Source organism: Arthrobacter sp. Marseille-P9274 (assembly GCF_946892675.1).
Taxonomy (GTDB): domain Bacteria; phylum Actinomycetota; class Actinomycetes; order Actinomycetales; family Micrococcaceae; genus Crystallibacter.
The window spans coordinates 246,895-267,590 of record NZ_CAMPOV010000003.1 but is presented as its reverse complement, the minus strand read 5'-3'; the positions used below and the strand labels follow the sequence as shown (position 1 = coordinate 267,590).

Here is a 20,696-nt window from a genome sequence, read left to right as displayed (position 1 = left end):
TCCATGCCTAGATCGGGTAGTGGCGTTCTTCGGTCGATACGGTGATCCAGCGCAGCTCGGTGAATTCCTCCAGCGAGGCAGCGGAGCCGAAGCGTCCGAAGCCGCTGGCCTTCACGCCGCCGAAGGGCATCTGGGCCTCGTCGTGCACGGTAGCACCGTTGATGTGGCAGATGCCGGACTGGATCCGCTTGGCCAGTTCCAGCCCGCGGCTGACGTCGGCGGTGAACAGCGCGGCGGAGAGCCCGTATTCGGAGTCGTTGGCCGCCTCGATGGCTTCCTCGATGCCGTCTACCTCGATGATCGGGGCCAGCGGGCCGAAGGACTCTTCCGTGTAGATCCGCGCGGCCTTGGTGACGCCGGACAGCACGGTGGGCGGGAAGAACAGCCCGTCGGCCTGGCCTCCGGTGACCACGGTGGCTCCGTTTTCCACTGCGTCCCGGACCAGCGCGGAGACGTGTTCGACGGCGCCCTCGTGCACGAGCGGCCCCAGCTGCGTGGAGTGCTCTTCCGGGTCGCCCACGACGAGTTTGGCTGCCCGTTCGGCCAGCAGCCGGGTGAATTCCGCGGCCACGGACTTGTCCACGATGAGTCGTTCGGTAGACATGCAGATCTGGCCCTGGTTCATGAACGCACCGAAGGAGGCTGCTGCTGCGGCCGCTTCCAGGTCCGCATCGGCGAGGACCACGAACGGGGCCTTGCCGCCCAGTTCCATGACCGAGCGCTTCAGATGCCGGCCCGCCTTCTCTGCGATGATCCGGCCGACCTTCGTGGATCCGGTGAAGTTGATGACGCGCACGGCCTTATGGCTGACCAGGGCATCGACGACGTCCGCGGCGTCTTTTGGGGCATTCGTGATCAGGTTCGCGACTCCGGCAGGGAGCCCGGCGTCGATGAGGCACTCGATGATGGCCGCATGGGTGGCGGGGGTTTCTTCGGAGGCCTTCAGTACTACGGTGTTGCCGAACGCGAGCGGCATGGCGATGGCCCGTACGCCAAGGATCAGGGGGGCGTTCCACGGGGCGATGCCGACAACGACGCCGACGGGCTCGCGGACCGCCATGGCGGTGAGGCCGGGAACGTCGGAGGGGATCACCTGGCCCACGGTTGAATACACCTGGGCTGCGGCTTCACGGAGCATGTTCGCGGCGAGCATGGCGTTGAAATGACACCAGGCCGAGGCTGCGCCCATTTCCTTGCCCATGATGGCCGCGATCGTCTCGGAGCGCTCCGTGAGCAGCCCGGCGGCGGTTTCGAGGACCCGGCGCCGCTGGGCCGGTGCGGTGGCGGCCCAGCCGGGGGCGGCCTGGGCCGCGGCTTCCACGGCCCGTTCGGCGTCGCCGCGCCCGGCCGCGGCGACGGTCGCCACGGGTTCGCCCGTCAGCCGCCGGATCTTATCGAAGTAGCGGCCGCCGGCGGGGTCTGCTGCTTCACCGGCGATCCTCAGCGGGACTTTGACGATGTCTGTTGTGGTGGTCATTCCCGGGTCCTTACTCTGCGGTTGCGGTGGTGTAGGTGCCCAGGCCGGGACGGTAGGTCTTGTCGTCCAGGAACTGGGTCATGCCCTGTTCGCGGGCGTCCGTGTCGAACAGGATGGCCTGGTCATGCTTGGCGTACAGGAAATCTTCCGCCGCTTCCCATGACATGAGCCGGGAGTGCCGGAAGCCCATCTTTGCCCCGCGGACCACCCACTGGCTGAGGCTGGTCAGCTGCTTGGCCAGGGCGATCGTCCGCTCGCGCAGTTGATCGGCCGGGACGGCCTCATTGACGAGGCGCATTTCCGAGGCGCGGCGCCCGTCGAAATGTTCGCCCGTCATGATGTAGTACATGGCGTCACGGGTCGGGATGGTTTCGGCCAGGGCGCGGGTAACCAGGTTGCCCGGGGTGACGCCCCAGTTCACCTCGGAGAGTCCGAAGGTGGCGTCTTCGGCGGCGATGGCCAGATCGCAGGAGACCAGCGGCACAAATGCTCCGCCGAAGCACCAGCCATTGACCATGGCGATGGTCGGCTTCGAGTAGCTGAGCAGTTTGCGGTACTGCCAGTTGGTGCCTTCGGTCCGGACCTTGTTCTGCACCGAGCGGGGCTTGCCGTCGGTTTCACGGAAGTACTCCTTCAGGTCCATGCCCGCCGACCAGGAATCCTCGGTGCCGGTAAGCACGAGGACCGCGCAGCGGTCGTCGGTTTCAAGGTACTCAAGGGTGGCGTACATTTCCCGGTTCAGCGTCGGGTTCATCGCATTGCGCTTGTCGGGGCGGTTAAAGCGGACCCAGGCGATGCGGTTTTCGTCGAAGTCCACGGCAACGGTGTTGCCCCAGGGTTCCTGGACCGGTGCGTTTTCAGCAGTCATGACAATTCTCCAGAGGGTGGGTATCTGTTGGTGAGGGTGCCTCGGCATCGGTCCCTGTAGAACCGTGATCCGGGGTGAGTATCAGTCTTTCTGATACAAGAGATATCAGTGACTCTGATAACATGTCAACCATGAGCGCAGAACGTTTTGACGACGTGGAAGCAGCGCCGGCCGGGCAGGCCGGCCCTGACCAGACCCGGGTGACTTATCTGGTCAAGCGGCTCGAGTCGGCGGTGCGCCGCGACCTGGATGCCATCATGCACGAGCAGGGCCTGACCACGCCGCAGTATGCTGCATTGAGCATTTTGCGGCGGAATCCCGGATTGTCCTCTGCGCAGTTGGCGCGGCGCTCGTTCGTCACCGCGCAGTCGATGCAGGTGATGGTTGCGGCCTTTGTCCGCAGCGGGTTCGTGGAACGCCGTCCCGACGCGGATCACCAGCGCATTCTGCGGAACTACCTCACGGATGAGGGCAGGGCTGTACTGGCCAGAAGCGAGGAAGCTGCCGACCGGATCGAGGGGCAGATGCTCGCCGGACTCACTGGTGCGCAGGTCAAGCGCCTGCGGGAAACGATGGAAATCTGCGTTCGGAACCTCATGGCCGGCAGCGCAGCCGGCGAGGACTGAAGGATTCGGCAACACCTGGCATCCGGCCTGCCCGGTTCGGGTGCCGGGCTGACGCTATGGCTTTACCCGGCGCCGCAGCCGGGGGCTGATTGATGCGGCCCCGCGGTTCCCGGCCAGTGCATGCGAGAGGCCGCGCCCGGCCATCTGGACCAGGATCTTCATCTCGGCCAGGTCCCTGGCCCCTGGCGAACTGAGGAGTGACACGGCAGCGACTCCGATTTCGGGTGGACCGAAGACGGGGGCGGCGCACGAGGCCGAGCCCGCGGTTAGTTCATCCAGCGATGTCGCCACCCCGTCCCTGCGGACACGGTCCAGCTCCGACTGCAGTTCCTCCCGGTCGGTGATGGTGCGGGGTGTGAAGGCGGCCAGCGGACGGGACAGTGCGGCGTCCCGGACGGCCGGTTCCCCATGGGCCAGGAGGATTTTTCCCGATGAGCTGGCGTGCAGGGGCAGTCTTCCGCCGGCGCGTCCTGCAACCGGAACATCCCGGGTGCCCGCTATCCGTTCGATCAGGAGGGCCTCACTGCCCTCCAGGACGGCAAGGAGCACGTGGGCCTTGGTGGTTTCCCAGAGACCCTGCAGGAACGGCATCGCCGTCTCGCGCAGGCCATAGGTCCGGTTGGCCCGCGCTGCGATCTCCCACAGGCGGACCCCGATGGCATATTCCCCGCCGGCCGTGCGTTCGAGGCCGCCCCAGCTGACCAGTGACTGAATGAGCCGGTGGGCCGTGCTGGACGGCAGGCCGGTGGCACGGGCTATTTCCGACATCGAAAGCACCGTTCGTTCCCCGGCGAACGCTTCCAGGATCAGGAACGTTTTGCTGGACACCGACTGTCCGGGCATCGAATTATTTCCTGCCACGAGTGGCTCCTTCATTATCAGCACTTCTTATATTAGAGCGCTCCCAGAGAGTTTCCCACTGGATGGGCAAATGTGTTGGCCATCACATCAGAGACTCTTATATTGAATGTTGGCTGGCTCAGGACCGGCCCTTGATTTCCCAAAGGAGCGAGCGAGTGAGCAAGACTATGACGGCGGCCCGGATGCACCACGTCGGCGAACCAATGGTGCTGGAAGAGGTTCCCCTGCCCGAGCCGGGCCCTGCAGACGTACGGGTCTCGGTCCAGGCCTGCAACATCGTCCCGAACCTGGCGAATATTCTCGCCAACTGGACCACATGGTTCCCTCAGAACCCCCTGCCCGCCCTGCCCGCCATTTTCGGCCTGGACCCGGCCGGCGTCATCGATTCGGTTGGAGCGGACGTCCACGGGTTCAAACCCGGCGACCGGGTCTACGTGAACCCGGGACGTCACTGCGGTGGCTGCCTCGCGTGCCGGCGCGGTGACCACATCAATTGCACCAGCTACGCCTTCGCAGGCTACTTCGGCTTCACCGCCACCGCCTCCCAGACGTTGGATAGATACCCATACGGCGGGCTGGCTGAATACATGATCGCCCCGCAATACGCGCTCGTGAAGCTGCCCGAATCGGTCAGCTTCGAACATGCAGCGCGCTTCGGTTACCTGGGAACCGCCTACTCCGCACTGCGCAAGGCCGGCGTCGGTACCGACACCACCATCCTGGTCAACGGGATCAGTGGCACCCTGGGCCTGGGCGTCGCGCTGTACGCGCAGGCCATGGGCGCGACAAGAATTCTGGGCACCGGCCGGGACAGGGACCTGCTGGAACGCGTCCGCGCCCTGGCACCCGGACGCATCGAAACCTTTTCGACCCTCGACGGACCCATCGACCGGTGGGTACACAGCGTGACCGACGGCGGAGTGGACGTGCACATCAGTGCACTCGGCCCGGGCGCGCCGCACGAACCCTTCCTGCAGGGCATGAAATCCCTCCGCCGCGGCGGCAAGGCCGTCAATATCGGTGCTACCGCCGGAGACGTCCCGATCGATGTCCACCACATGATGGACCAGCAGCAGCAGCTGATCGGCTCCGTCTGGTTCACCGCAGGCGAAGGCGAGGACATGGCCGCCATGGCAGCCAACGGCATGGTTGACCTGTCCATCCTGGAGAACGTCGCTTATCCGCTGGCCAAGGTCAACGACGCCATCAACGGCATCGAGAACCGCCATGGCGGCTTCAGCAACTTCATCATCAACCCCAACGACAAGTAAGGAACCCGCCATGGCCGAAAAACTACTGCAGGTCGATCCCTCCCGCACCGCACTTATCAACGTGCACTGGCAACAGGACATCGTCACTCGCGAGGGGGCTTTCGCACCTTTCTTCGCTGAATCCGTGGCCCGCCACGGCGTGATCGCCAAGACCTCCAGTCTTGTGGCATCGGCCCGGGAGGCAGGCCTGCTCGTGATTTGGGCACGCGCCGCCTTCCGCCCGGGGTACCCGGAACTCGTCCTGAATTCCGGACTCAACCAGGCGATTAAGGACCTTGGCGCGCTGGTGGAAGGCAGCCCCGGTGCCAACATCATCCCGGACCTAGCCCCGCTGGACACCGAACCCGTCGTGAGCCATCCGGGTACCTCCGCATTCCCTTCCACTGCACTGGATGCCATCCTGCGCCGGCACGGGATCGAAACGGTGCTCTTCACTGGAGTGTCCACCAACGTCACCGTCGAAGGCACGGCGCGGGACGCGGTCAACCTCGGATACCGTGCGGTCCTCGTTAAGGATGCCTGCGCCGCCGCGACGGACGCAGCCCACGAAGCTACGCTGGAGACCTTCTCGCTGTTGGGGGGAACAGCGAGCGTTGAAGAGATCCAATCCGTGCTAACGGCAGTACCCGCCGAAACCGTCGGACTCAGCCGATAACGAGCCACGCAGCGCCGCAGGGGATTCACGAGACTGATTCCCTGCGGCGCTGTTCGCGTATCCGGGTTGGGTGCCCGGGCCCTCAAACGGTACAGAATAAGTAAGCACCGTCGCCAGCGCCGGCAGAATCGCGACCGGAGGAAAAGTGAGCCCGGCTCGACCTCCGCAAGGACATGCCCCGATCGTAGATGTTCGTCCGCACCCGCCGTATGTGTTTTGCGAGCCGGACGTGCCAGATGGTCGTCCAAAGGAACCGTCAGGCGGCGGGTAGCCTGATCGGCGAGGTCGTCTGCTTGGGGGTTGGCGCCGGTGGGGCATCACCCCCGGGTTCTCAGTCGTTACCGTCACTAAAATTGTGGGGCCCGGCTGTAGCCGGACCCCACAATGCAGCACCGCAGCGCGAACCTAGGCGTCTTTGGGTGCGAGGACGATGTCGAAGCGGGTACGTGCCCAGGCCTGGTTTCCGAGGTCGCGGCCGTCGGGGGTGGGGGTGCCGGCGGGCTGCTGGTCGAACTTTTTGATGAGGGAGTCCTTGACGCCGAACACGCTGTCGCCGATCTCGATCTGCGGGTCGCCGTCGACGAAGATGTGCGTGACGAGAGTGCGCAGGTTCTCGGCCGTGACCATGAAGTGCAGGTGGGACGCGCGGACGGGGGAGCGGCCGACCGACTCCAGCATCTTCCCGACCGGACCGTCATGCGGAATCGGGTACGGGGTCGGGGTGAGGCCCCAGAATGCGTAGTTGCCGTCGGCGTCCGAGAAAAGGTGGGCGCGGCCGGCGACCCGGCCGTCCGTGTACTGGACGTCGTAGAATCCGTCGTCGTCGGCTTCCCAGACCTCGATCCGGGCGCCCGGGACGGGGGTCCCGTCGGTGTCGGTGACGGTGCCTTCGACCCAGCAGGGCTGGCCGTGCGCGCCGCCTGCGATGTCGCCGCCGTGCGGGATTTCCGGGGCGTGCTCGGTGAAGAAGGGCCCGAAGACGGTGGCTTCGGTGGCCGTGGCGGCGCCGGCGTAGGCCTGGTTGTTCACGGCGATGGTTTGCATGGAGGCGCCGAGGACGTCGGAGAGCAGGATGAATTCCTGGCGTTTGTCGTCGGTGATGTGGCCGGCGGCGGTGAGGAATTCGATGGCCTTGTTCCACTCGGTTTCGGTGAGCCTCACCTCGCGGATGAAGGCGTGCAGGTGCCGGGTGAGGGACTGCATGAGCTGCTTCAGCCGCTCATCGGGGGTGTTGTCGAAGGACGCGACGACGGTGTCGACGAGGTCCTGCTCGACCCGGGACTGCTCCGGGGTGATGCCGGTGGCCGCAGTGTCGGTGGGAGCGTTGTTCATGGCTGCCTGCCTTAGAGGTCGGTGAGGGTCTTGGGGTCGTCGCCGGCGGTCGCCGCCTGCAGCAGCGCGGTCAGGTTCGCGGCGGTCGGGGTGCGCGGGTTGGAAGCCGGGATGACGGGCAGGATCAGGTCCACGGCTTCGGCGATGTTCTCCTCGGTGAAACCGTAGTCCTTCAGCGCCGTCGGCGCGTCGAGGGTTTCCCGGAGCCGGTTCAGTCCGTCGACCGGGTCCGTGGTGCCGAACGCGGCGGTGATCCGTTCCGCTGCCTGCGGGGCGGCCGGGGTGTTGAACGCGAGCACGTAGGGCAGGACGGTGGCGTGGGTCTGGGCGTGGGGCATGTTCCAGGTCCCGCCGAGGACGTGGCAGATTTTGTGGTGCATGCCGGAGCCGGCGGAGGCGAACGCGACGGCGGAGAGGTAGGCGCCGTAGAGCGCCTGTTCCCGGCCCTCGAGTCCGGCCGGGTCCATCACGATGGCCGGCAGGCCGGCATTGAGGGCGCGGATGCCTTCGGCGGCGAGGGCCTGGTTGATCGGGTCGACGCGCGGTCCCCACATCGAGTCGATGCAGTGCGCCATCCCGTTCAGCCCGGAGGCCACGGACAGCTCGACCGGCAGTGAGAGGGTCAGGTTCGCGTCGTAGATGACGGTGGCGGGCAGGACCTTGTCGTCGACGCCGGTGCTCTTGCGGGCCGCCTCGGTCAGGCCCCAGACGTTGGTGGCCTCGGACCCGGCGTACGTGGTCGGGACCGCGACGATCGGGATCCCGGTGGTCAGGGCGATGGCCTTCGCCAGCCCGGTGGTCGAGCCGCCGCCGACGCACACCAGCAGGTCGATGCCATGTTCCGCGGCCGCGGCGCGGGCCTTCTCGGCCTTCTCAATCGGCACGTGCGGCGCCACGTCCTCGTAATTCAACGCCGCATCGATGCCGGAAGTCACTTCCCTGGCGATGGCCGCTTCGAACTCGCTGGCGATCACCATCACCTTCTGTGCGCCGAACCGGGACACCTCGGATGCGAGGTTTTCGGCGGCCTTGCCGGTCCCGAACAGCACCCGCTGCCCCAACGTCACATGCTCAAACACCAGCATTAGACCATCGCCTCCTTTACCGCGAGTTCGGCGTCATGGCCGTAGAGCCAGCCGTTCCTGAGCAACGGGTCGCCCTCGGCCAGCCCGGCGTCGCGCTTCAGTTGGGCCGGGCCGTCGGGCAGGTGGTTGATGTCCTTGCGCGCGTGGCTGAGTTGCTGGATCTTCGTGGTCCGTTCGATGCGAACCCGTTCGTAGGTTTCCAGGGCGCGCTCCGGGTTCCCCAGGTCGTCGGCCAGGCACTGGGCGAGGGCGGCGCCGTCCTCGATCGCCTGGGCAGCCCCTTGGGCGAAGAAGGGGAACATGGGATGGGCGGCGTCGCCGAGGAGGGTGAGCCTGCCCCGGGACCAGCGGGTCAGCGGCGCCCGGTCCAGCAGGGCCCACCGACCAGGAGTACCTGCGGCTTTGATCAGCTCTGTAAGGCGCGGGTCCCATCCGTCGAACTCCGCGAGCAGTTCATCGACGGTTGCCTTCGTGCTCCAGGACTCATCGGTGAAGTCACCAGCCGGGGCGAAGGCAACGATATTGACTGCCCGGCCGCCTGAGATGGGGTAGTGCACCAAGTGGTGGTCGGGGCCAATCCACAGCGTCTGCGCCTTGCGCCGAGCGAATTCCGGCGCAGCTTCGGCCGGCACGATTGCCCGGAACGCACACATGCCGGAGTATTCGGCCGGCCCGGGAGTTGCAACTACGCTGCGGACCACTGAGTGGACGCCGTCCGCGCCAATGACGATGTCGGCATCGGCCGTTGTTCCGTCGTCGAAACTCAGAACGGCGCCGCCATCGTGCGGGTTAACCTTCACGCAGCGCTTGCCCAGCCGGAGCCACTGCTCCGGGACTGCAGCCTTGACTGCTTCGAGGAGGTCGGCGCGGTGCGCCACGTAAGTGCGTTCGCCGTAGAGCTCCTCGCACCTGCCCGTGAGCTGCTCGGCCGAGAGGACCTTGCCGTTGTCCCAGCGGCGGAACTCCCAGCCCACCTCCAGGGGCACGGCCTTGTCCAGGAACGTGTCGATGTGGCCGAGGCGGCGTATCAGTCGTACCGCATTGGGGGAAACGACCAGCCCGGCTCCGACCTCGCCGAGTTCGGGGGCCTGCTCGTAGACGGTGGCCTGCAGCCCGGCGCGGTTGAGGAAGGCGGCGGCAGCGAGCCCGCCAATTCCGCCGCCGAGGATGGCAATCCTCATTTCGTGTGGGCCGGTTGTGTTGTCTGTTGTGAGGGTCATGGTGACTCTGCCTTTCCGCAAGGGGCCCGCGCTTCGCGTTGTCGGGCGCCGGGACAGTCGAACTGCATCCATCCTCTGCTCGGCCTGCCTGCCCGAGTACTAGGATGTTCAGTGAATGAACATTCTTCCGCCGGCTGGTGGCGGCCTAGAACAGGAGCCGTTATGCCCTCGACCACCGAATCGGGCCGCAGCGTCGCCTCGCGAATGCTTGCGGTGATGTTCGCGTTCCGGCCGGGAGATGCCCGACTGAGCCTGGCTGACCTTACCCGCCGTACCCGGATGCCACATGCGACAGTACGGCGCATGGTTTTGGAGCTGCTTGCAGCAGGCGTGCTGGAGCAGGCGGAGGACGGCAAATTCGTGGTCGGGATTAAGGTTTGGGAACTGGGCTCTCTCGCGCCGCGCAGCCTGCCGCTGCGCAGCGTCGCCCTGCCCTTTATGGAGGACTTGCACGAAGCCCTGCGGCAGCACGTGCAGCTTGCTGTTCTCGACGGGCTGGAAGCGGTGATCGTCGAACGTCTTTCGTCCTCGGCCGCAGTGGGCCTCGTGTCCCAAGTCGGTGGAAGGCTTCCCCTGCACAGCTCGGGCGTCGGAAAAGTGTTGCTGGCTCATGGCGGGACGGATCTGTTCGACCAGGTGGTCGCCTCCGGTTTGAAGGCCTACACCCCGGCCACCATAACCGACCCTGGAAAGCTGCGCGCCGATCTTGCCGAATGCCGGCGCACCGGTGTGGCCATAGTCCGGGAAGAAACCAGCGCTGGCGCACAATCAGCGGCTACCCGCATTCTTGATGACTCGGGGGAAGTGGTGGCCGCTCTCTCAGTCGTGGTCGCGGCCGGAACCGTCAACCTGAATTCCGTTGTCCCCGCCCTGGTTACTGCCGGCAGGGGAATATCGCGCGGCTTGCGCAGAGCGCGACCCTCGGTAGGTAAGGGCTAGAACCAAGCCCGCAGGGGTAGAGGTGCAGCTGGCTGGCTTCGGGAGCTTCAGCGGAAAAAGCGGCAGATGCGCCTGCGGTCACGTCGATAGTAATGAGGTAAGAACCGCTTCGACGCCTGGGCGCGAGCCGGCGGGCACGCGGGCTGCGATCTGTGGAGGGGAAGACCGGCTTGCCGCGGTCCTGGAGCTCCCCGGCGAGGAGCCAGTTGGGAGCACACCCGAGTGGAACCCCCGCAGGGATCAAGGTCGGTCCACGTGCCGTTTGTGGCGGGGGGCACCGTTTGCACGGTTCCCGGTTGCCGCCGAGTAGCCGGTGTCTCCCTGCTTGGGCTGCCTGGGCCGCGGGAGCGAAGAACGTGAACTGCTATGGACCGCGGAGAGCTGCCAACTGTTGCTTCTGACGGATCCGGATGCCACGGCATTCTGCTCCCCGCAATCCAGTGTTCATTGAGTGAACATACAGCTCCGATGTGATGTACCTCATGGAACCCTGATCACACGGACGTACCAGCCCTGGGGACTGTCAAGGTCCCGACAGCCGTTTCCCCTCTGGAAACGCACTCGGCACCAGCGAGCGGCGTCGTCCCCCTCAATTCAGATGTCGATCACGGCAAGTACCAAAGGACAACCCATGAGCAGCGAAAAGGACTCGACGAGGCACTCATCGCCCGTCAAGGTGGCATTGGCCAGTTTCATCGGCACCAGCATCGAGTACTACGACTTCTTCATCTTTGGCACTGCGGCGGCCCTTGTCTTCCCGCAGCTGTTCTTCCCGCAAACCAGCCCGGTGGTCGGTACCCTGCTGGCCTTTGCCACCCTGGGGGTGGGGTTCCTGGCCCGCCCCCTGGGCGGTGTCCTGTTCGGGCACTTCGGCGACCGCGTCGGCCGCAAGAAGATGCTGGTCATCTCACTCGTCGGCATGGGCTTGGCCACCCTAGGCATGGGCCTGATGCCGACCTATGCGCAGATCGGCCTCCTCGCCCCGATCCTGCTGACCGTTCTACGCCTATTCCAGGGCCTGATGGTCGGGGGCGAATGGGGCGGCGCTGTCCTGATGGCCGTGGAACACGCGCCGAAAGGCCGGAAAGGCTTCTACGGATCCTTCCCGCAAACCGGTGCCCCCGTCGGCGTGGCCCTCGCCACGGTGTCCTTCCTCGCCATCTCGAATCTCCCCGATGAGCAGTTCCTCTCGTGGGGCTGGCGCCTCCCATTCCTGGCCAGCGCCCTGCTGGTACTCGTCGGGCTGGTCATCCGTATGAGCATCGCCGAGTCCCCGGCCTTCGCCGCCGCACGCGAGAAGCAGTCCCTCGTCAAGGTGCCGCTGGTCGAGGCCTTTAAACGGCATCCCAAGGAGATCTTCCTCATTGCCGGTACCTACCTGTCTCAGGGCGTTATCGCGTACATCGCGATGAGCTACCTGGTGAACTACGGCTCCACTGTTGTCGGCCTGCAACGCGGCGACACCCTGATGGGGGTACTCGTCGGCGCTGTCGTCGCGGCGGTGCTGACCCCCGTCTTCGGGGCGGTCTCTGACACCTGGGGGCGCAAGACGGTTTACTTCCTGGGGGCGCTGATGATCCTGCTGACCATTGTGCCGGGCTTCATGCTAATAAATTCCGGTGCCGTCCCCGGCTTCGTCGCCGGTGTGGTCGTCATGTACGGCATCGCCACCGCCCCTGCCTGCGGCACCACCGGTTCCTTGTTCTCCATGGTGTTCAGCCGGGAGGTCCGGTATACCGGAGCCTCGGTGGGTTATACGATCTCGCAGATCGCCGGCCCAGCCTTCGCCCCGATGATCGCTACCTCGCTGTACGCTGCCTTCGGTACCTCCGACGCCGTCGTCATCTACCTCTTGGTGATTGCCGCGATCTCGGTCCTCTCCGTCTCACTGCTGCCCGGCGGCTGGGGCAAAGCCGAGGCACGCTACAACCAGGAGATCATGGACAGGGAGAGCGACGGCGAATGGTCCAAGGCCAAGGAGCACGAAACGACACCGCTTCCTGTTCCGGAATCAACCAAGGCCTGAGGAGCCTCGCGCGTCACGCTTCAGTGGAACTCGCAACTATCAAGAGTCAGTAGATGAGACCTCCCCACAGCAGGACGACGGGGAGGTCTCATCTACTGCGGGCCCTGTGCTGCATGCGAAGTACCGATAACCGTGACTATGTCGACCGGGGGCATTGCTGGTCGGAGACTGGGTCCGGCCGGGGAGTGGAGTGTTGGAGGATGGGTGAATTCATGCGGTCGTTGCAACGAGGGGCACTTCGGGGTCCAACAGTAGCCGCTGCATGGCTTGTGCGGGGCTGATTCCGCCGAGAATCTTGCGGGGCCGGTCGTTCAGTTCGGCTGCAACTTCCAGCAGACGCTCCGGGGCGTGGACGGACAGGTCGGTCCCTTTGGGGAAGTACTGCCGCAGCAAGCCGTTGGCGTTTTCGTTGGAGCCGCGTTGCCAAGGACTGTGCGGGTCACAGAAATAGATGTCCATCTTCGTAGCCAGGGTGATCTCCCGGTGCCTGGCCAGCTCGGTGCCCTGATCCCAGGTCAGGGACTTGGACAGGTGTGTCGGGAGGGTGGCAATCACGGCCAGGAGCGCGTCACGGACGGCCGGGGCGCCGTGGTCATCAGGGAGATGGACGAGCATCACGTAGCGGGTCTTGCGTTCGACCAGAGTGGCGATGGCCGACCGGCAGTTCGAGCCAAGAACTAGATCGCCCTCCCAATGCCCGGGCACGGCACGGTCAGCGACCTCGGCAGGCCGTTCACTGATCAGGACCATGTCAGGGATCTTTGATGGGCGTTTTCCGGTGCGTCCGCGCGGCCGCCTCACCGCGCGGCCGGTGCGCAGATGCTGGTGCAGGCCGGTGCGCAGCCCGCCGCGCCCCTGAGCAAACAGGGCCTGGTAGATGGTTTCGTGGGACACCCGCATCCGGCTCTGGTCGGGAAAATTTTCATCGAGGTGGAGACTGATCTGCTCCGGGCTCCATTTCACGCACAGTTTGGTCTGCACCAGTAATGCCAGCTCGGGATAGTCAAACTTACTGGCCTTCGGCCGGCGTCCGCGGAACTCTGCCCGCTTCTGCGCGGCATAAGGAGCATAGGCATTACGGGCGCTGCCGTTTCGACGCAGCTCACGGCTTACGGTTGAAGCCGACCTCCCGATCCCGAGGGCAATCGAACGCACCGAGGCACCGGACAACCGCAGATCTGCGATCTGCAACCGTTCATCCAATGACAGATACCGCCCGGAGGGTTTGAGGCGTCTCCGCGGTATTCGTCCGCCGGTTGCCAGGCGCCAACGCCGCCCTGTTTGTCTGTTCACACCCACAGCATCACACGCCGCAGTCAATGTGGAACCCCCGGCCATCAACACCCAAAACGCGGCCCGCATACCCGCCAAATCCCGTCGGGAAACCATACACAACACCTCACATCAAAACGCGGCGTTGCGACGACCCTTTGAACTCGCCACCGGCTTGTGCGACAGCGGTTGCGGGCTGGTCTGTCGATCGCGGCTAACTGCGTTGCCGCCTCTCCCGGGTCGTTTTTGTTGCAACGGGCGGTTAAGCGCAGATCGCCGAGGACCGCGGTCCTGCTTCGAAGACTCTGGCGGCACCGTGCGTGTACTTGCCGGACTGCGTCGCCTGATCGTATCGGGGCCCAAACAGGAGCCGGGTGTGTACTTGCCGGACTGCGTCGCCTGATCGTATCGGGGCCCAAACAGGAGCCGGGTGTGTACCGTGTGCATGGCAGCCAGGTGTACGCAATGGTTCGGGCGGCCTCTGCGGACCTGGCCAATCGGTTCGGCCAGCTGGGCGAGAGCGAAGCATCGGCATCGGATGCCTGCCGCAGGCAGGTCCGGCATCCTCGTCTGGACTCCTGTGCCGTGGGTGCAGGGTTGGTCCGGTGCCGGGTGTCTACGCCGGGCGGGCGAAGGATCGGCTGAACCCCTGCCCTGACAGGACGAGGTTCTGTGCCGGCGCGAGCCGTTCGGCTTCGTATGCTGCCAGCGCGTGCGGTGCTTGGCTCCCGTCGGTGTCGCGGAGGTGGCGGGCGAGTGCTTCGGCGTCGTCGAGGGAGGTGCCGAAACCGCGGCCGGTCATCGGGGTGGGCACGTGGGCGGCGTCGCCGACGAGGACCATGCGGCCGTTGACGAGCCGGTCCGGGACGTACTCGGCGATCGGGGTGCCCACGAAGTCGATCCGGTCGATGGAGTTGCCGATTGCGTCCCGCCACGGGCGTGGCCACCGCTTCGCTGCTTCGCGGGCGAGCCCGTCACGCACGCCCTTGTCCAGGTCTGTTGACCGTAGTGAGTGGTGCGCGATCTGGCCTCGGACGGCGCCGAGCCGGCGGAAGAGCGCGTTGCGGGTGCCGTCGTACCAGGCCCAGCCCAGCCGCCGGTGCCCGGGAGCGGTGGAACCGTCGGGACCGGCCAGTGGGTAGCCCAGCAGCACGTGGTTTCCGGTGTGGCGGATGTCGAGCCCGCCCGGCCACCGGCCCGCGTAGTCCAGGTCGCGTTCGGCCGCGACACCGAGCCAGAGCACGTAGCCGGCGAAGGACGCGTCCGGGCGCTCCGGGGCGACGGTACGGCGTACCAGGCTGCGGTGCCCGTCCGCGCCGATCAGTACGTCCGCCCTGTGGCGGTGCCCGTCGTCGGTGCGCGCCCAGACACCGCCGCGGTCCTGGCCGACCTCGGCGACACGGGCGCGGTGGCGCATGGTCATTCGCGGTTCGCTCTCCGCGGCCCGGCACAGCCCCTCGTACAGGCCGGCCCAGGTCGAGGGCACGGCGGATGCGGCCTCGCCGTCGCGGGGTGCGGCCATGCGGACCGCGGCGCGGGCGTGCTCGGGGCCGAGGATCGTGCGCAGCGCCGCCTCGCTGACCGAGAGCGCCGCCCCGGAGGGGCGGTGCCGGTCGGCGCGCTCGAGGAGCGTGATTCGGTGGCCCTGCCGGGCGAGCCCGATGCCGGCCATGAGGCCGGCCAGGGACCCGCCGGCGATCAGCACGTCGGCCAAGGGGCGACGCCGGGATTGTTCAAGGAAGTCCTTTCGTTCATGGGGAGAAGGAGAGAGGGCCGCGCGGACCGTGCGATCCGTGCGGCCCTCGTCGGCGGTGCCCGTGCTCAGGCCTCGGGGATCTCCGCGCCGTGCTGGGCGATGGTGATCGACTCCGGGTCGGGGCCGCCGCGGACGCCGGTGTCGAGGGCGTCAATCGCGGCGAGCTCGTCGGCGGTCAGCTCGAAGCCGAAGACGTCGAGGTTCTCCGCGATGCGGGCCGGGTTGGTGGACTTGGGGATGGCCTGGCGGCCCTGGTCGAGGTGCCAGCGCAGCATCACCTGCGCCGGAGTCCTGCCGTGCCGCTCGGCGATCCCGCGGATCGTCGGGTCCTCCAGGGTGCTGCGGCCGTCCTCGTTCCAGCCGGGGTAGAACGTGATCCCGCCGATCGGCGACCACGCCTGGGTCAGGACGCCGTGCTTCTGGTTGGCCTCCTGGACGGCGGCCTGCCGGAAGTACGGGTGCACCTCGACCTGGTTGACGGCCGGGACCACCTCGGTCTCGGCGAGGAGCCTGTCGAGGTGCTCGGGCATGAAGTTGCTGACACCGATGGCCTGGACCCTGCCATCGGCGAGGAGGGACTCCAGGCCCTTGTAGGCCTGAACGGTCAGGTCGAACCGAGACGGCATCGGCTGGTGCAGGATCAGCAGGTCGATGGTCTCGACGCCGAGCTTCCCGGCGGACTTCTCGAACGCGTGGCGGGTCGCGTCGTACCCGTAGTCGTTGAGCCAGACCTTGGTCTCGAGGAAGACCTCGTCCCGGTCGAGGCCGGAGCGGCGCAGGCCCTCGCCGACCTCCCGCTCGTTGAAGTACGCGGCGGCGGTGTCGACGTGGCGGTAGCCGGTGCGCAGCGCCGTCTCGACGGCTCTGGCGGTCTCTTCCGGGGCGGACTGGAAGACACCGAAGCCCAGCGCGGGCATGGCCACCCCGTTGTTCAGGTCCAGTCGTGGAGTTGTGTCGGTCATGGTTCGCGTCTCCTGTCGGACGTGGTGGGCGGTGTTCAGTCGAGGGTGAGGAGCAGTTCGAGCATGCGCGGGTCACGGTGGTCGAACTCGCCGCCGGCCTTCCTCTGGTCGAGGGCGGCGATCCGGGCCATCTCCTCGTCTGTCAGCTCGAAGTCGAAGACGGCCGCGTTCTGGCGCAGCCGCTCGATGCGGGTGGACTTGGCGACCAGGGCGACGCCGCGCTGGACGAGCCAGCGCAGGATGACCTGGGGCAGGCTCCGTCCGTGCGCCTCGGCGATCTCGGCGAGCACCGGGTGGCCCAGGATCTCGGGGTTCCCCTGGCCGAGCGGACCCCACGCCTGCAGGACCGTGCCGTGCTTCGCGAGGAGCTCCTGGGTGGCGGTCTGCTGGTTGAACGGGTGCGTCTCGCGCTGGTTCACTGCCGGCACGACGCGGTGGTGCGCGACGAGGTCGGCGTACCGGTCGTCGAAGAAGTTCGACACGCCGATTGCGCGGATACGGCCCTCGTCGAGCAGCTCCTCCATCGCCCGCCAGGAGCCGTAGTAGTCACCGAAGGGCTGGTGGATCAGGTACAGGTCGAGGTAGTCCAGGCCCAGGTTGTCCAGCGATACCTGGAACGCTTCCTTGGTTTGCTTGTAGCCGTGGTCCTTGAACCACAGCTTCGTGGTGACGAACAGCTCCTCACGGGCCACGTCGGTCCGGGCCAGCGCCTGCCCGAGGGCCTTTTCGTTGTAGTAGCGCGAGGCGGTGTCGATGAGCCGGTACCCGGCGTCGAGTGCTACGGGTATGGTATCGAGGACTTCCTGGTCGCTCATCTGGAAGACGCCGAGGCCCAGCTTCGGCATCTGCACGCCGTTGTTCAGGGTGATCGCGGGAACAGTAGCAGCCATGACAGGTGTCTCTCCTTCTCAATCGGTGATAGACGCAGCCGCGGTGACGGCGTCCGTATGCGGGGTGGTTTCGACCGCGGCGGCAGCCCGCCTGCCGGTCTCGGCCGCGGTGAGGATGGGGCTGATGCCGATGAGCAGCGCAAGGGCGGCGACGGTGATGACCGCGCCGGCCAGGGGTGTGGCCATGACGCCAAACCGGTCGAGGACGATCCCGCCGAGGGCGGAGCCGGCGGCCATGCCGGCCTGGGTCAGGACGACGCCGATGCCCATCGACTTCTCCGGGGAGCGGAACCCGACCAGCAGCAGGGTCTGCTGCCAGACCATCACCAAGCCGGAGAACCCGATCCCCCAGACGAACAGCAAGACGAGGATGACCGGGATGCTCGTGAGCCCGATCGACATGAGCAGCAGGGTCGCGGCCATCAGCAGCGGCATGGACAGGAGTGCGGCCAGGCGGGAGCGGGCCGCGATCTGCCCGGCGAGCCACACGCCGGCGACGCCGCCGGTGCCGAAGACGAACAGTGACAGGATCGTCAGCAGCGGTGGCGCCCCGAGTGCGGCGAGGTAGGGGTCGATGTAGGTGAGGACGGCCATGTAGGCGAGCATCATCAGCATCCATCCCGCGCCGATGCGGAACACGCCCGGCTGGCGGATCGCCTGGCTCAGCGGCATCTGCCGGGTCTGCCCGGCCCGCAGCGGCGGAATCTTCGCCGCCAGCAGCAGCGCGCACACCAGGGCCAGCAGCGCCGCGCTGATGAATGTGGCCCGCCATCCCAGAGCGGTGCCGACCAGGGAAGCCAGCGGGGCGCCCAGGGCGATGCCCACGGTGTTCGCGCCGATCACGATGCTCAGGGCGCGGCGTTCATGCTCGAGGCCTGCGACACCGATCGCGGCCGCCGGGGCCAGGGACATCAGTAGCCCGTGTGCCCCACCGGAGATGAACCGGCCCGCCAGGGCCGGAAGTAAGTCCGAGGCGAAGACGACCAGTGCGTTGCCCGCGACGAAGACGAGCAGGGTGCCGGCCAGGGAGAAGCGGCGGGAGAACCGCACCGCCAGCGAGGTCAGCGGCAGAGCGAGGATCGCGTTGCCCAGCGAGTACAGGGCCGTCAGTGATCCCGCCATCGCCACACTGGCGTTCAGGTCCGGGGCGATCCGGGTCAGGAGTCCGGCGGGGCTGAGTTCGACCGCGAGGGCGAGGAACCCGGCGGAGGCCAGCACCAGGATCGCCAGCCACGGGAACCGCTCGGTCGCGGCCCGGTCGGTTGGTGAGGTCACAGGAGCCTTTCGATCATGCGGAGGGGGAATCTGTGGTGACGCAGATGCGCGGCGGGTATTGCCCTGCCAGAAGCGGATGCGTTATATCCGATTGCAATCATAGCAAATAAACGGATGCTCGGCATCCGCTTGTAGACTGGGGACATGACGGAACAGACACTGCGCAAGGACGCGGCACGCAACCGGGAGCGCCTGATCGCCGCGGGCCGGGACCTGTTCGCCCGGCGGGGGCTGGACGCCACGCTCAACGACGTGGCCCACCACGCAGGGGTCGGCGTCGGCACGGCCTACCGGCGATTTGCGAACAAGGAAGAGCTGATCGAGGCGATCTGGCGCCGGCAGGTCGACGAACTGGAGGCGATCCTGCGCGAGGCCCTGGCCGCGCCGGACCCGTGGGACGGGCTCGTGCTCTACCTCGAACGCTCCCTGGCGGCCCAGGCCCAGGACCTGGGCATGGCCCAGATGCTGGCCGGCCGTACCTGGCCCGACCACTACGACCGGCAGCGCGACCGGCTCGCCCCCCTGGTCAACCAGGTCGCCGACCGGGCACGCGAGGCCGGCCTCCTGCGCCGGGACGTCACCGGAACCGACCTGATCTTCCTCCAGATCGGCCTCACCAGCATCTCCGGCACGGTCCGGGACGGGACCGTGCCCGAGGGGCGCAGCGATACCGGCCAGCTGTACCGGCGCTACCTATGGATCATGCTGGACGGACTGCGGGCGCCGGCGTCCGGACAATCGGCGCTCCCCGTTCCGGCCCTGAGCACCCCTGAGATGCATACACTGCTCCGGCCCCGCGCCCACGGCTGACGCCTCATCCCACCACGGGGCAGTGACCGCCGCCAGCCCACCGCATTATGAAACGGCAACGGAGGCGGCCGGCAAACCGGGATCACCAGGTCCGGCGCCCGCTGACCCTGCGTTCCCTCCGCGCCCTCGGAATCGGGCGCAGGCGACCCGCCGGGAGGTGGGCTCAACGAGGCCCGGCCATCCTAAAACACCTGTGACTATGTTCAGGCGAGCGTCTCGCTGCACCATGCCCGTGGGAACGGTTCGAAGGCCGGCAGGGTTGGCGCAAAGCCGCCCGCTGACCATTCAGGCCAATGCGTAAGTTCTCGAGTTCTAGCATCGTGGTGGGGGACCGACTAACGCGACATTAGGGGTAGTGGACCGGGTAATGGCGACATCAATTGACCGCCGTTGCAGGAGCCGAGACTCCCTCCCGGGATCTCTTCGAACACGATCGGAGAGATCCCGGGAGAGTGCGGTGCCGTATCAGCGCGGGATCACAGTGAGGATGCTCCCGGGCCGGACGGACCCTGTCATTTGCCGCTGTAGAAGGGGAAGGCGCTGTGCTCTCCGTAGTCCACGTCGCGCAGGTCCCGCAGCAATTCCATGTCCGCCTCCGAGATCACGAAGTTGATCTCGGCGTTGGAGCGCATGTGCTCCGGGTTTGCGGTCTTCGGCAGGGACACGGTGCCCAGCTGCAGCGTGTAGCCGATGCACAGCTGCGGCACGGACACGCTGTACTTCCGGGCCAAGGCCTTCACGTCGGCGTGGTCCAGGATCGCGCCGTGGGCGATCGGCGAGTACGCCTCGACGAGGATGCCCTTGTCCTCGCAGTAGGACAGGAGCTCAGAGGGCGTGTTGCCCGCGTGCACGAGCAGCTGGTTCACGTGCGGGACGATCTTTGCGTCCGACAGGATATTTTCCAGGTCCGTCTGCAGGAAGTTGGACACCCCGATGGAATGGATCTTGCCGGCTTCGTGCGCCTCCTCCAGCGCACGCCAGGCCTGGCGGTTGCCCTCGGCGTAGTCACCGCCGCGGAAGTCTTCCCACGGCTGCGGGCTGTGGATCAGCATCAGGTCGATGTGGTCCAGACCCAGCTTCTGAAGCGACCCGTCGATCGCGGCAACCGCCTGGTCGTAGTCCTTGATCTCGGCGGCCAGCTTGGTCGAGACGAACAACTCGTCCCGGGGCAGGCCGGAGGTGTGCACGCCCTCGCCGACGCCGCGCTCGTTGCCGTAGGCCTGTGCGGTGTCGATATTGCGGTAGCCAATCTCGACGGCCGCGCGGACGGCGTCCGCGGCCAGGGCGTCGTTGATGAACCAGGTGCCGAGGCCGAGCTTGGGGATCTTGACCCCGTTCGACAGTGTGTACGTTTCGTTCAGGATGCTCATG

General features: G+C 66.6%; 18 protein-coding genes. 6 read left to right on the top strand and 12 right to left on the bottom strand.

Features of this window, described 5'->3' with window-relative positions; translation table 11 throughout:
* Nucleotides 1-7: 7 nt before the first annotated feature.
* Nucleotides 8-1,477, bottom strand: coding sequence for an aldehyde dehydrogenase (locus OC550_RS18580; protein WP_262107423.1), 1,470 nt, complete (start codon nt 1,475-1,477; stop codon nt 8-10).
* A gap of 10 nt (nt 1,478-1,487) precedes the next feature.
* Nucleotides 1,488-2,345 (bottom strand): p-hydroxycinnamoyl CoA hydratase/lyase, encoded by an 858-nt coding sequence (locus OC550_RS18575; protein ID WP_262107422.1) that lies wholly within the window; start codon nt 2,343-2,345, stop codon nt 1,488-1,490.
* A gap of 131 nt (nt 2,346-2,476) precedes the next feature.
* Here OC550_RS18575 and OC550_RS18570 point away from each other — a divergent pair, with 131 nt between their 5' ends.
* Nucleotides 2,477-2,971, top strand: coding sequence for a MarR family winged helix-turn-helix transcriptional regulator (locus OC550_RS18570; RefSeq protein ID WP_262107421.1), 495 nt, complete (start codon nt 2,477-2,479; stop codon nt 2,969-2,971).
* A 54-nt stretch (nt 2,972-3,025) separates the two neighbouring features.
* On the opposite strand, the gene OC550_RS18565 is transcribed toward OC550_RS18570, so the two are convergent.
* Nucleotides 3,026-3,832 carry an IclR family transcriptional regulator gene (locus tag OC550_RS18565; RefSeq protein WP_262107420.1) on the bottom strand — a complete coding sequence of 269 codons (807 nt, stop codon included), beginning with the start codon at nt 3,830-3,832 and terminating at the stop codon, nt 3,026-3,028.
* A gap of 155 nt (nt 3,833-3,987) precedes the next feature.
* Here OC550_RS18565 and OC550_RS18560 point away from each other — a divergent pair, with 155 nt between their 5' ends.
* Nucleotides 3,988-5,103, top strand: coding sequence for an alcohol dehydrogenase catalytic domain-containing protein (locus tag OC550_RS18560; protein WP_262107419.1), 1,116 nt, complete (start codon nt 3,988-3,990; stop codon nt 5,101-5,103).
* 10 nt (nt 5,104-5,113) lie between these two features.
* On the top strand, nt 5,114-5,758 hold the full coding sequence (locus tag OC550_RS18555) for a cysteine hydrolase family protein (RefSeq protein WP_262107418.1): 645 nt from the start codon (nt 5,114-5,116) through the stop codon (nt 5,756-5,758).
* Nucleotides 5,759-6,163: 405 nt separating this feature from the next.
* On the opposite strand, the gene OC550_RS18550 is transcribed toward OC550_RS18555, so the two are convergent.
* The 3 genes from OC550_RS18550 to OC550_RS18540 are packed head-to-tail and all read right to left on the bottom strand — an operon-like array spanning nt 6,164 to nt 9,395.
* A complete protein-coding gene (locus OC550_RS18550) occupies nt 6,164-7,090 on the bottom strand; it encodes a dioxygenase (RefSeq protein WP_262107417.1) in 927 nt (308 codons plus the stop codon).
* 11 nt (nt 7,091-7,101) lie between these two features.
* Entirely contained in the window at nt 7,102-8,175 is a 1,074-nt protein-coding gene (locus OC550_RS18545; protein WP_262107416.1) for a maleylacetate reductase, read from the bottom strand.
* Nucleotides 8,175-9,395, bottom strand: a complete 1,221-nt coding sequence (locus OC550_RS18540) for an FAD-dependent monooxygenase (protein ID WP_262107415.1) — start codon at nt 9,393-9,395, stop codon at nt 8,175-8,177. The genes OC550_RS18545 and OC550_RS18540 overlap by 1 nt, the downstream gene beginning before the upstream one ends.
* Before the next feature lie 162 nt (nt 9,396-9,557).
* Between OC550_RS18540 and OC550_RS18535 the strand changes: the two genes are divergently transcribed.
* Together OC550_RS18535 and OC550_RS18530 are read left to right on the top strand one after the other, a co-directional pair.
* Complete coding sequence (locus OC550_RS18535; RefSeq protein ID WP_262107414.1) at nt 9,558-10,334, top strand: IclR family transcriptional regulator; 777 nt, start codon at nt 9,558-9,560, stop codon at nt 10,332-10,334.
* Nucleotides 10,335-10,965: 631 nt separating this feature from the next.
* The gene (locus OC550_RS18530) at nt 10,966-12,360 is read left to right on the top strand and encodes an MFS transporter (protein ID WP_262107413.1); all 1,395 of its coding nucleotides are present in this window, start codon (nt 10,966-10,968) and stop codon (nt 12,358-12,360) included.
* A gap of 210 nt (nt 12,361-12,570) precedes the next feature.
* On the opposite strand, the gene OC550_RS18525 is transcribed toward OC550_RS18530, so the two are convergent.
* The 5 genes from OC550_RS18525 to OC550_RS18505 all read right to left on the bottom strand — a co-directional run bounded on the left by OC550_RS18525 (nt 12,571) and on the right by OC550_RS18505 (nt 18,515).
* Complete coding sequence (locus OC550_RS18525; protein WP_262107774.1) at nt 12,571-13,698, bottom strand: IS30 family transposase; 1,128 nt, start codon at nt 13,696-13,698, stop codon at nt 12,571-12,573.
* 550 nt (nt 13,699-14,248) lie between these two features.
* Nucleotides 14,249-15,337 carry an FAD-dependent monooxygenase gene (locus tag OC550_RS18520; RefSeq protein ID WP_262107773.1) on the bottom strand — a complete coding sequence of 363 codons (1,089 nt, stop codon included), beginning with the start codon at nt 15,335-15,337 and terminating at the stop codon, nt 14,249-14,251.
* A 116-nt stretch (nt 15,338-15,453) separates the two neighbouring features.
* On the bottom strand, nt 15,454-16,350 hold the full coding sequence (locus OC550_RS18515; protein WP_262107412.1) for an aldo/keto reductase: 897 nt from the start codon (nt 16,348-16,350) through the stop codon (nt 15,454-15,456).
* Nucleotides 16,351-16,385: 35 nt separating this feature from the next.
* Nucleotides 16,386-17,240, bottom strand: a complete 855-nt coding sequence (locus OC550_RS18510; protein WP_262107411.1) for an aldo/keto reductase — start codon at nt 17,238-17,240, stop codon at nt 16,386-16,388.
* Between the two features lie 18 nt (nt 17,241-17,258).
* Nucleotides 17,259-18,515 carry an MFS transporter gene (locus OC550_RS18505; protein ID WP_262107410.1) on the bottom strand — a complete coding sequence of 419 codons (1,257 nt, stop codon included), beginning with the start codon at nt 18,513-18,515 and terminating at the stop codon, nt 17,259-17,261.
* A gap of 144 nt (nt 18,516-18,659) precedes the next feature.
* Between OC550_RS18505 and OC550_RS18500 the strand changes: the two genes are divergently transcribed.
* Entirely contained in the window at nt 18,660-19,325 is a 666-nt protein-coding gene (locus tag OC550_RS18500; protein WP_262107409.1) for a TetR/AcrR family transcriptional regulator, read from the top strand.
* A 512-nt stretch (nt 19,326-19,837) separates the two neighbouring features.
* Here the strand turns inward: OC550_RS18500 and OC550_RS18495 are convergent.
* Complete coding sequence (locus OC550_RS18495; protein WP_262107408.1) at nt 19,838-20,695, bottom strand: aldo/keto reductase; 858 nt, start codon at nt 20,693-20,695, stop codon at nt 19,838-19,840.
* Nucleotide 20,696 lies beyond the last annotated feature (1 nt).

Excerpts from the sequence above, each read along its gene's own strand:
- OC550_RS18580 (WP_262107423.1), bottom strand. The coding sequence starts at position 1,477 with ATGACCACCACAACAGACATCGTCAAAGTCCCGCTGAGGATCGCCGGT.
- OC550_RS18575 (WP_262107422.1), bottom strand. The coding sequence starts at position 2,345 with ATGACTGCTGAAAACGCACCGGTCCAGGAACCCTGGGGCAACACCGTT.
- OC550_RS18570 (WP_262107421.1), top strand. The coding sequence starts at position 2,477 with ATGAGCGCAGAACGTTTTGACGACGTGGAAGCAGCGCCGGCCGGGCAG.
- OC550_RS18555 (WP_262107418.1), top strand. The coding sequence starts at position 5,114 with ATGGCCGAAAAACTACTGCAGGTCGATCCCTCCCGCACCGCACTTATC.
- OC550_RS18550 (WP_262107417.1), bottom strand. The coding sequence starts at position 7,090 with ATGAACAACGCTCCCACCGACACTGCGGCCACCGGCATCACCCCGGAG.
- OC550_RS18545 (WP_262107416.1), bottom strand. The coding sequence starts at position 8,175 with ATGCTGGTGTTTGAGCATGTGACGTTGGGGCAGCGGGTGCTGTTCGGG.
- OC550_RS18540 (WP_262107415.1), bottom strand. The coding sequence starts at position 9,395 with ATGACCCTCACAACAGACAACACAACCGGCCCACACGAAATGAGGATT.
- OC550_RS18535 (WP_262107414.1), top strand. The coding sequence starts at position 9,558 with ATGCCCTCGACCACCGAATCGGGCCGCAGCGTCGCCTCGCGAATGCTT.
- OC550_RS18530 (WP_262107413.1), top strand. The coding sequence starts at position 10,966 with ATGAGCAGCGAAAAGGACTCGACGAGGCACTCATCGCCCGTCAAGGTG.
- OC550_RS18525 (WP_262107774.1), bottom strand. The coding sequence starts at position 13,698 with ATGGCCGGGGGTTCCACATTGACTGCGGCGTGTGATGCTGTGGGTGTG.
- OC550_RS18515 (WP_262107412.1), bottom strand. The coding sequence starts at position 16,350 with ATGACCGACACAACTCCACGACTGGACCTGAACAACGGGGTGGCCATG.
- OC550_RS18510 (WP_262107411.1), bottom strand. The coding sequence starts at position 17,240 with ATGGCTGCTACTGTTCCCGCGATCACCCTGAACAACGGCGTGCAGATG.
- OC550_RS18500 (WP_262107409.1), top strand. The coding sequence starts at position 18,660 with ATGACGGAACAGACACTGCGCAAGGACGCGGCACGCAACCGGGAGCGC.
- OC550_RS18495 (WP_262107408.1), bottom strand. The coding sequence starts at position 20,695 with ATGAGCATCCTGAACGAAACGTACACACTGTCGAACGGGGTCAAGATC.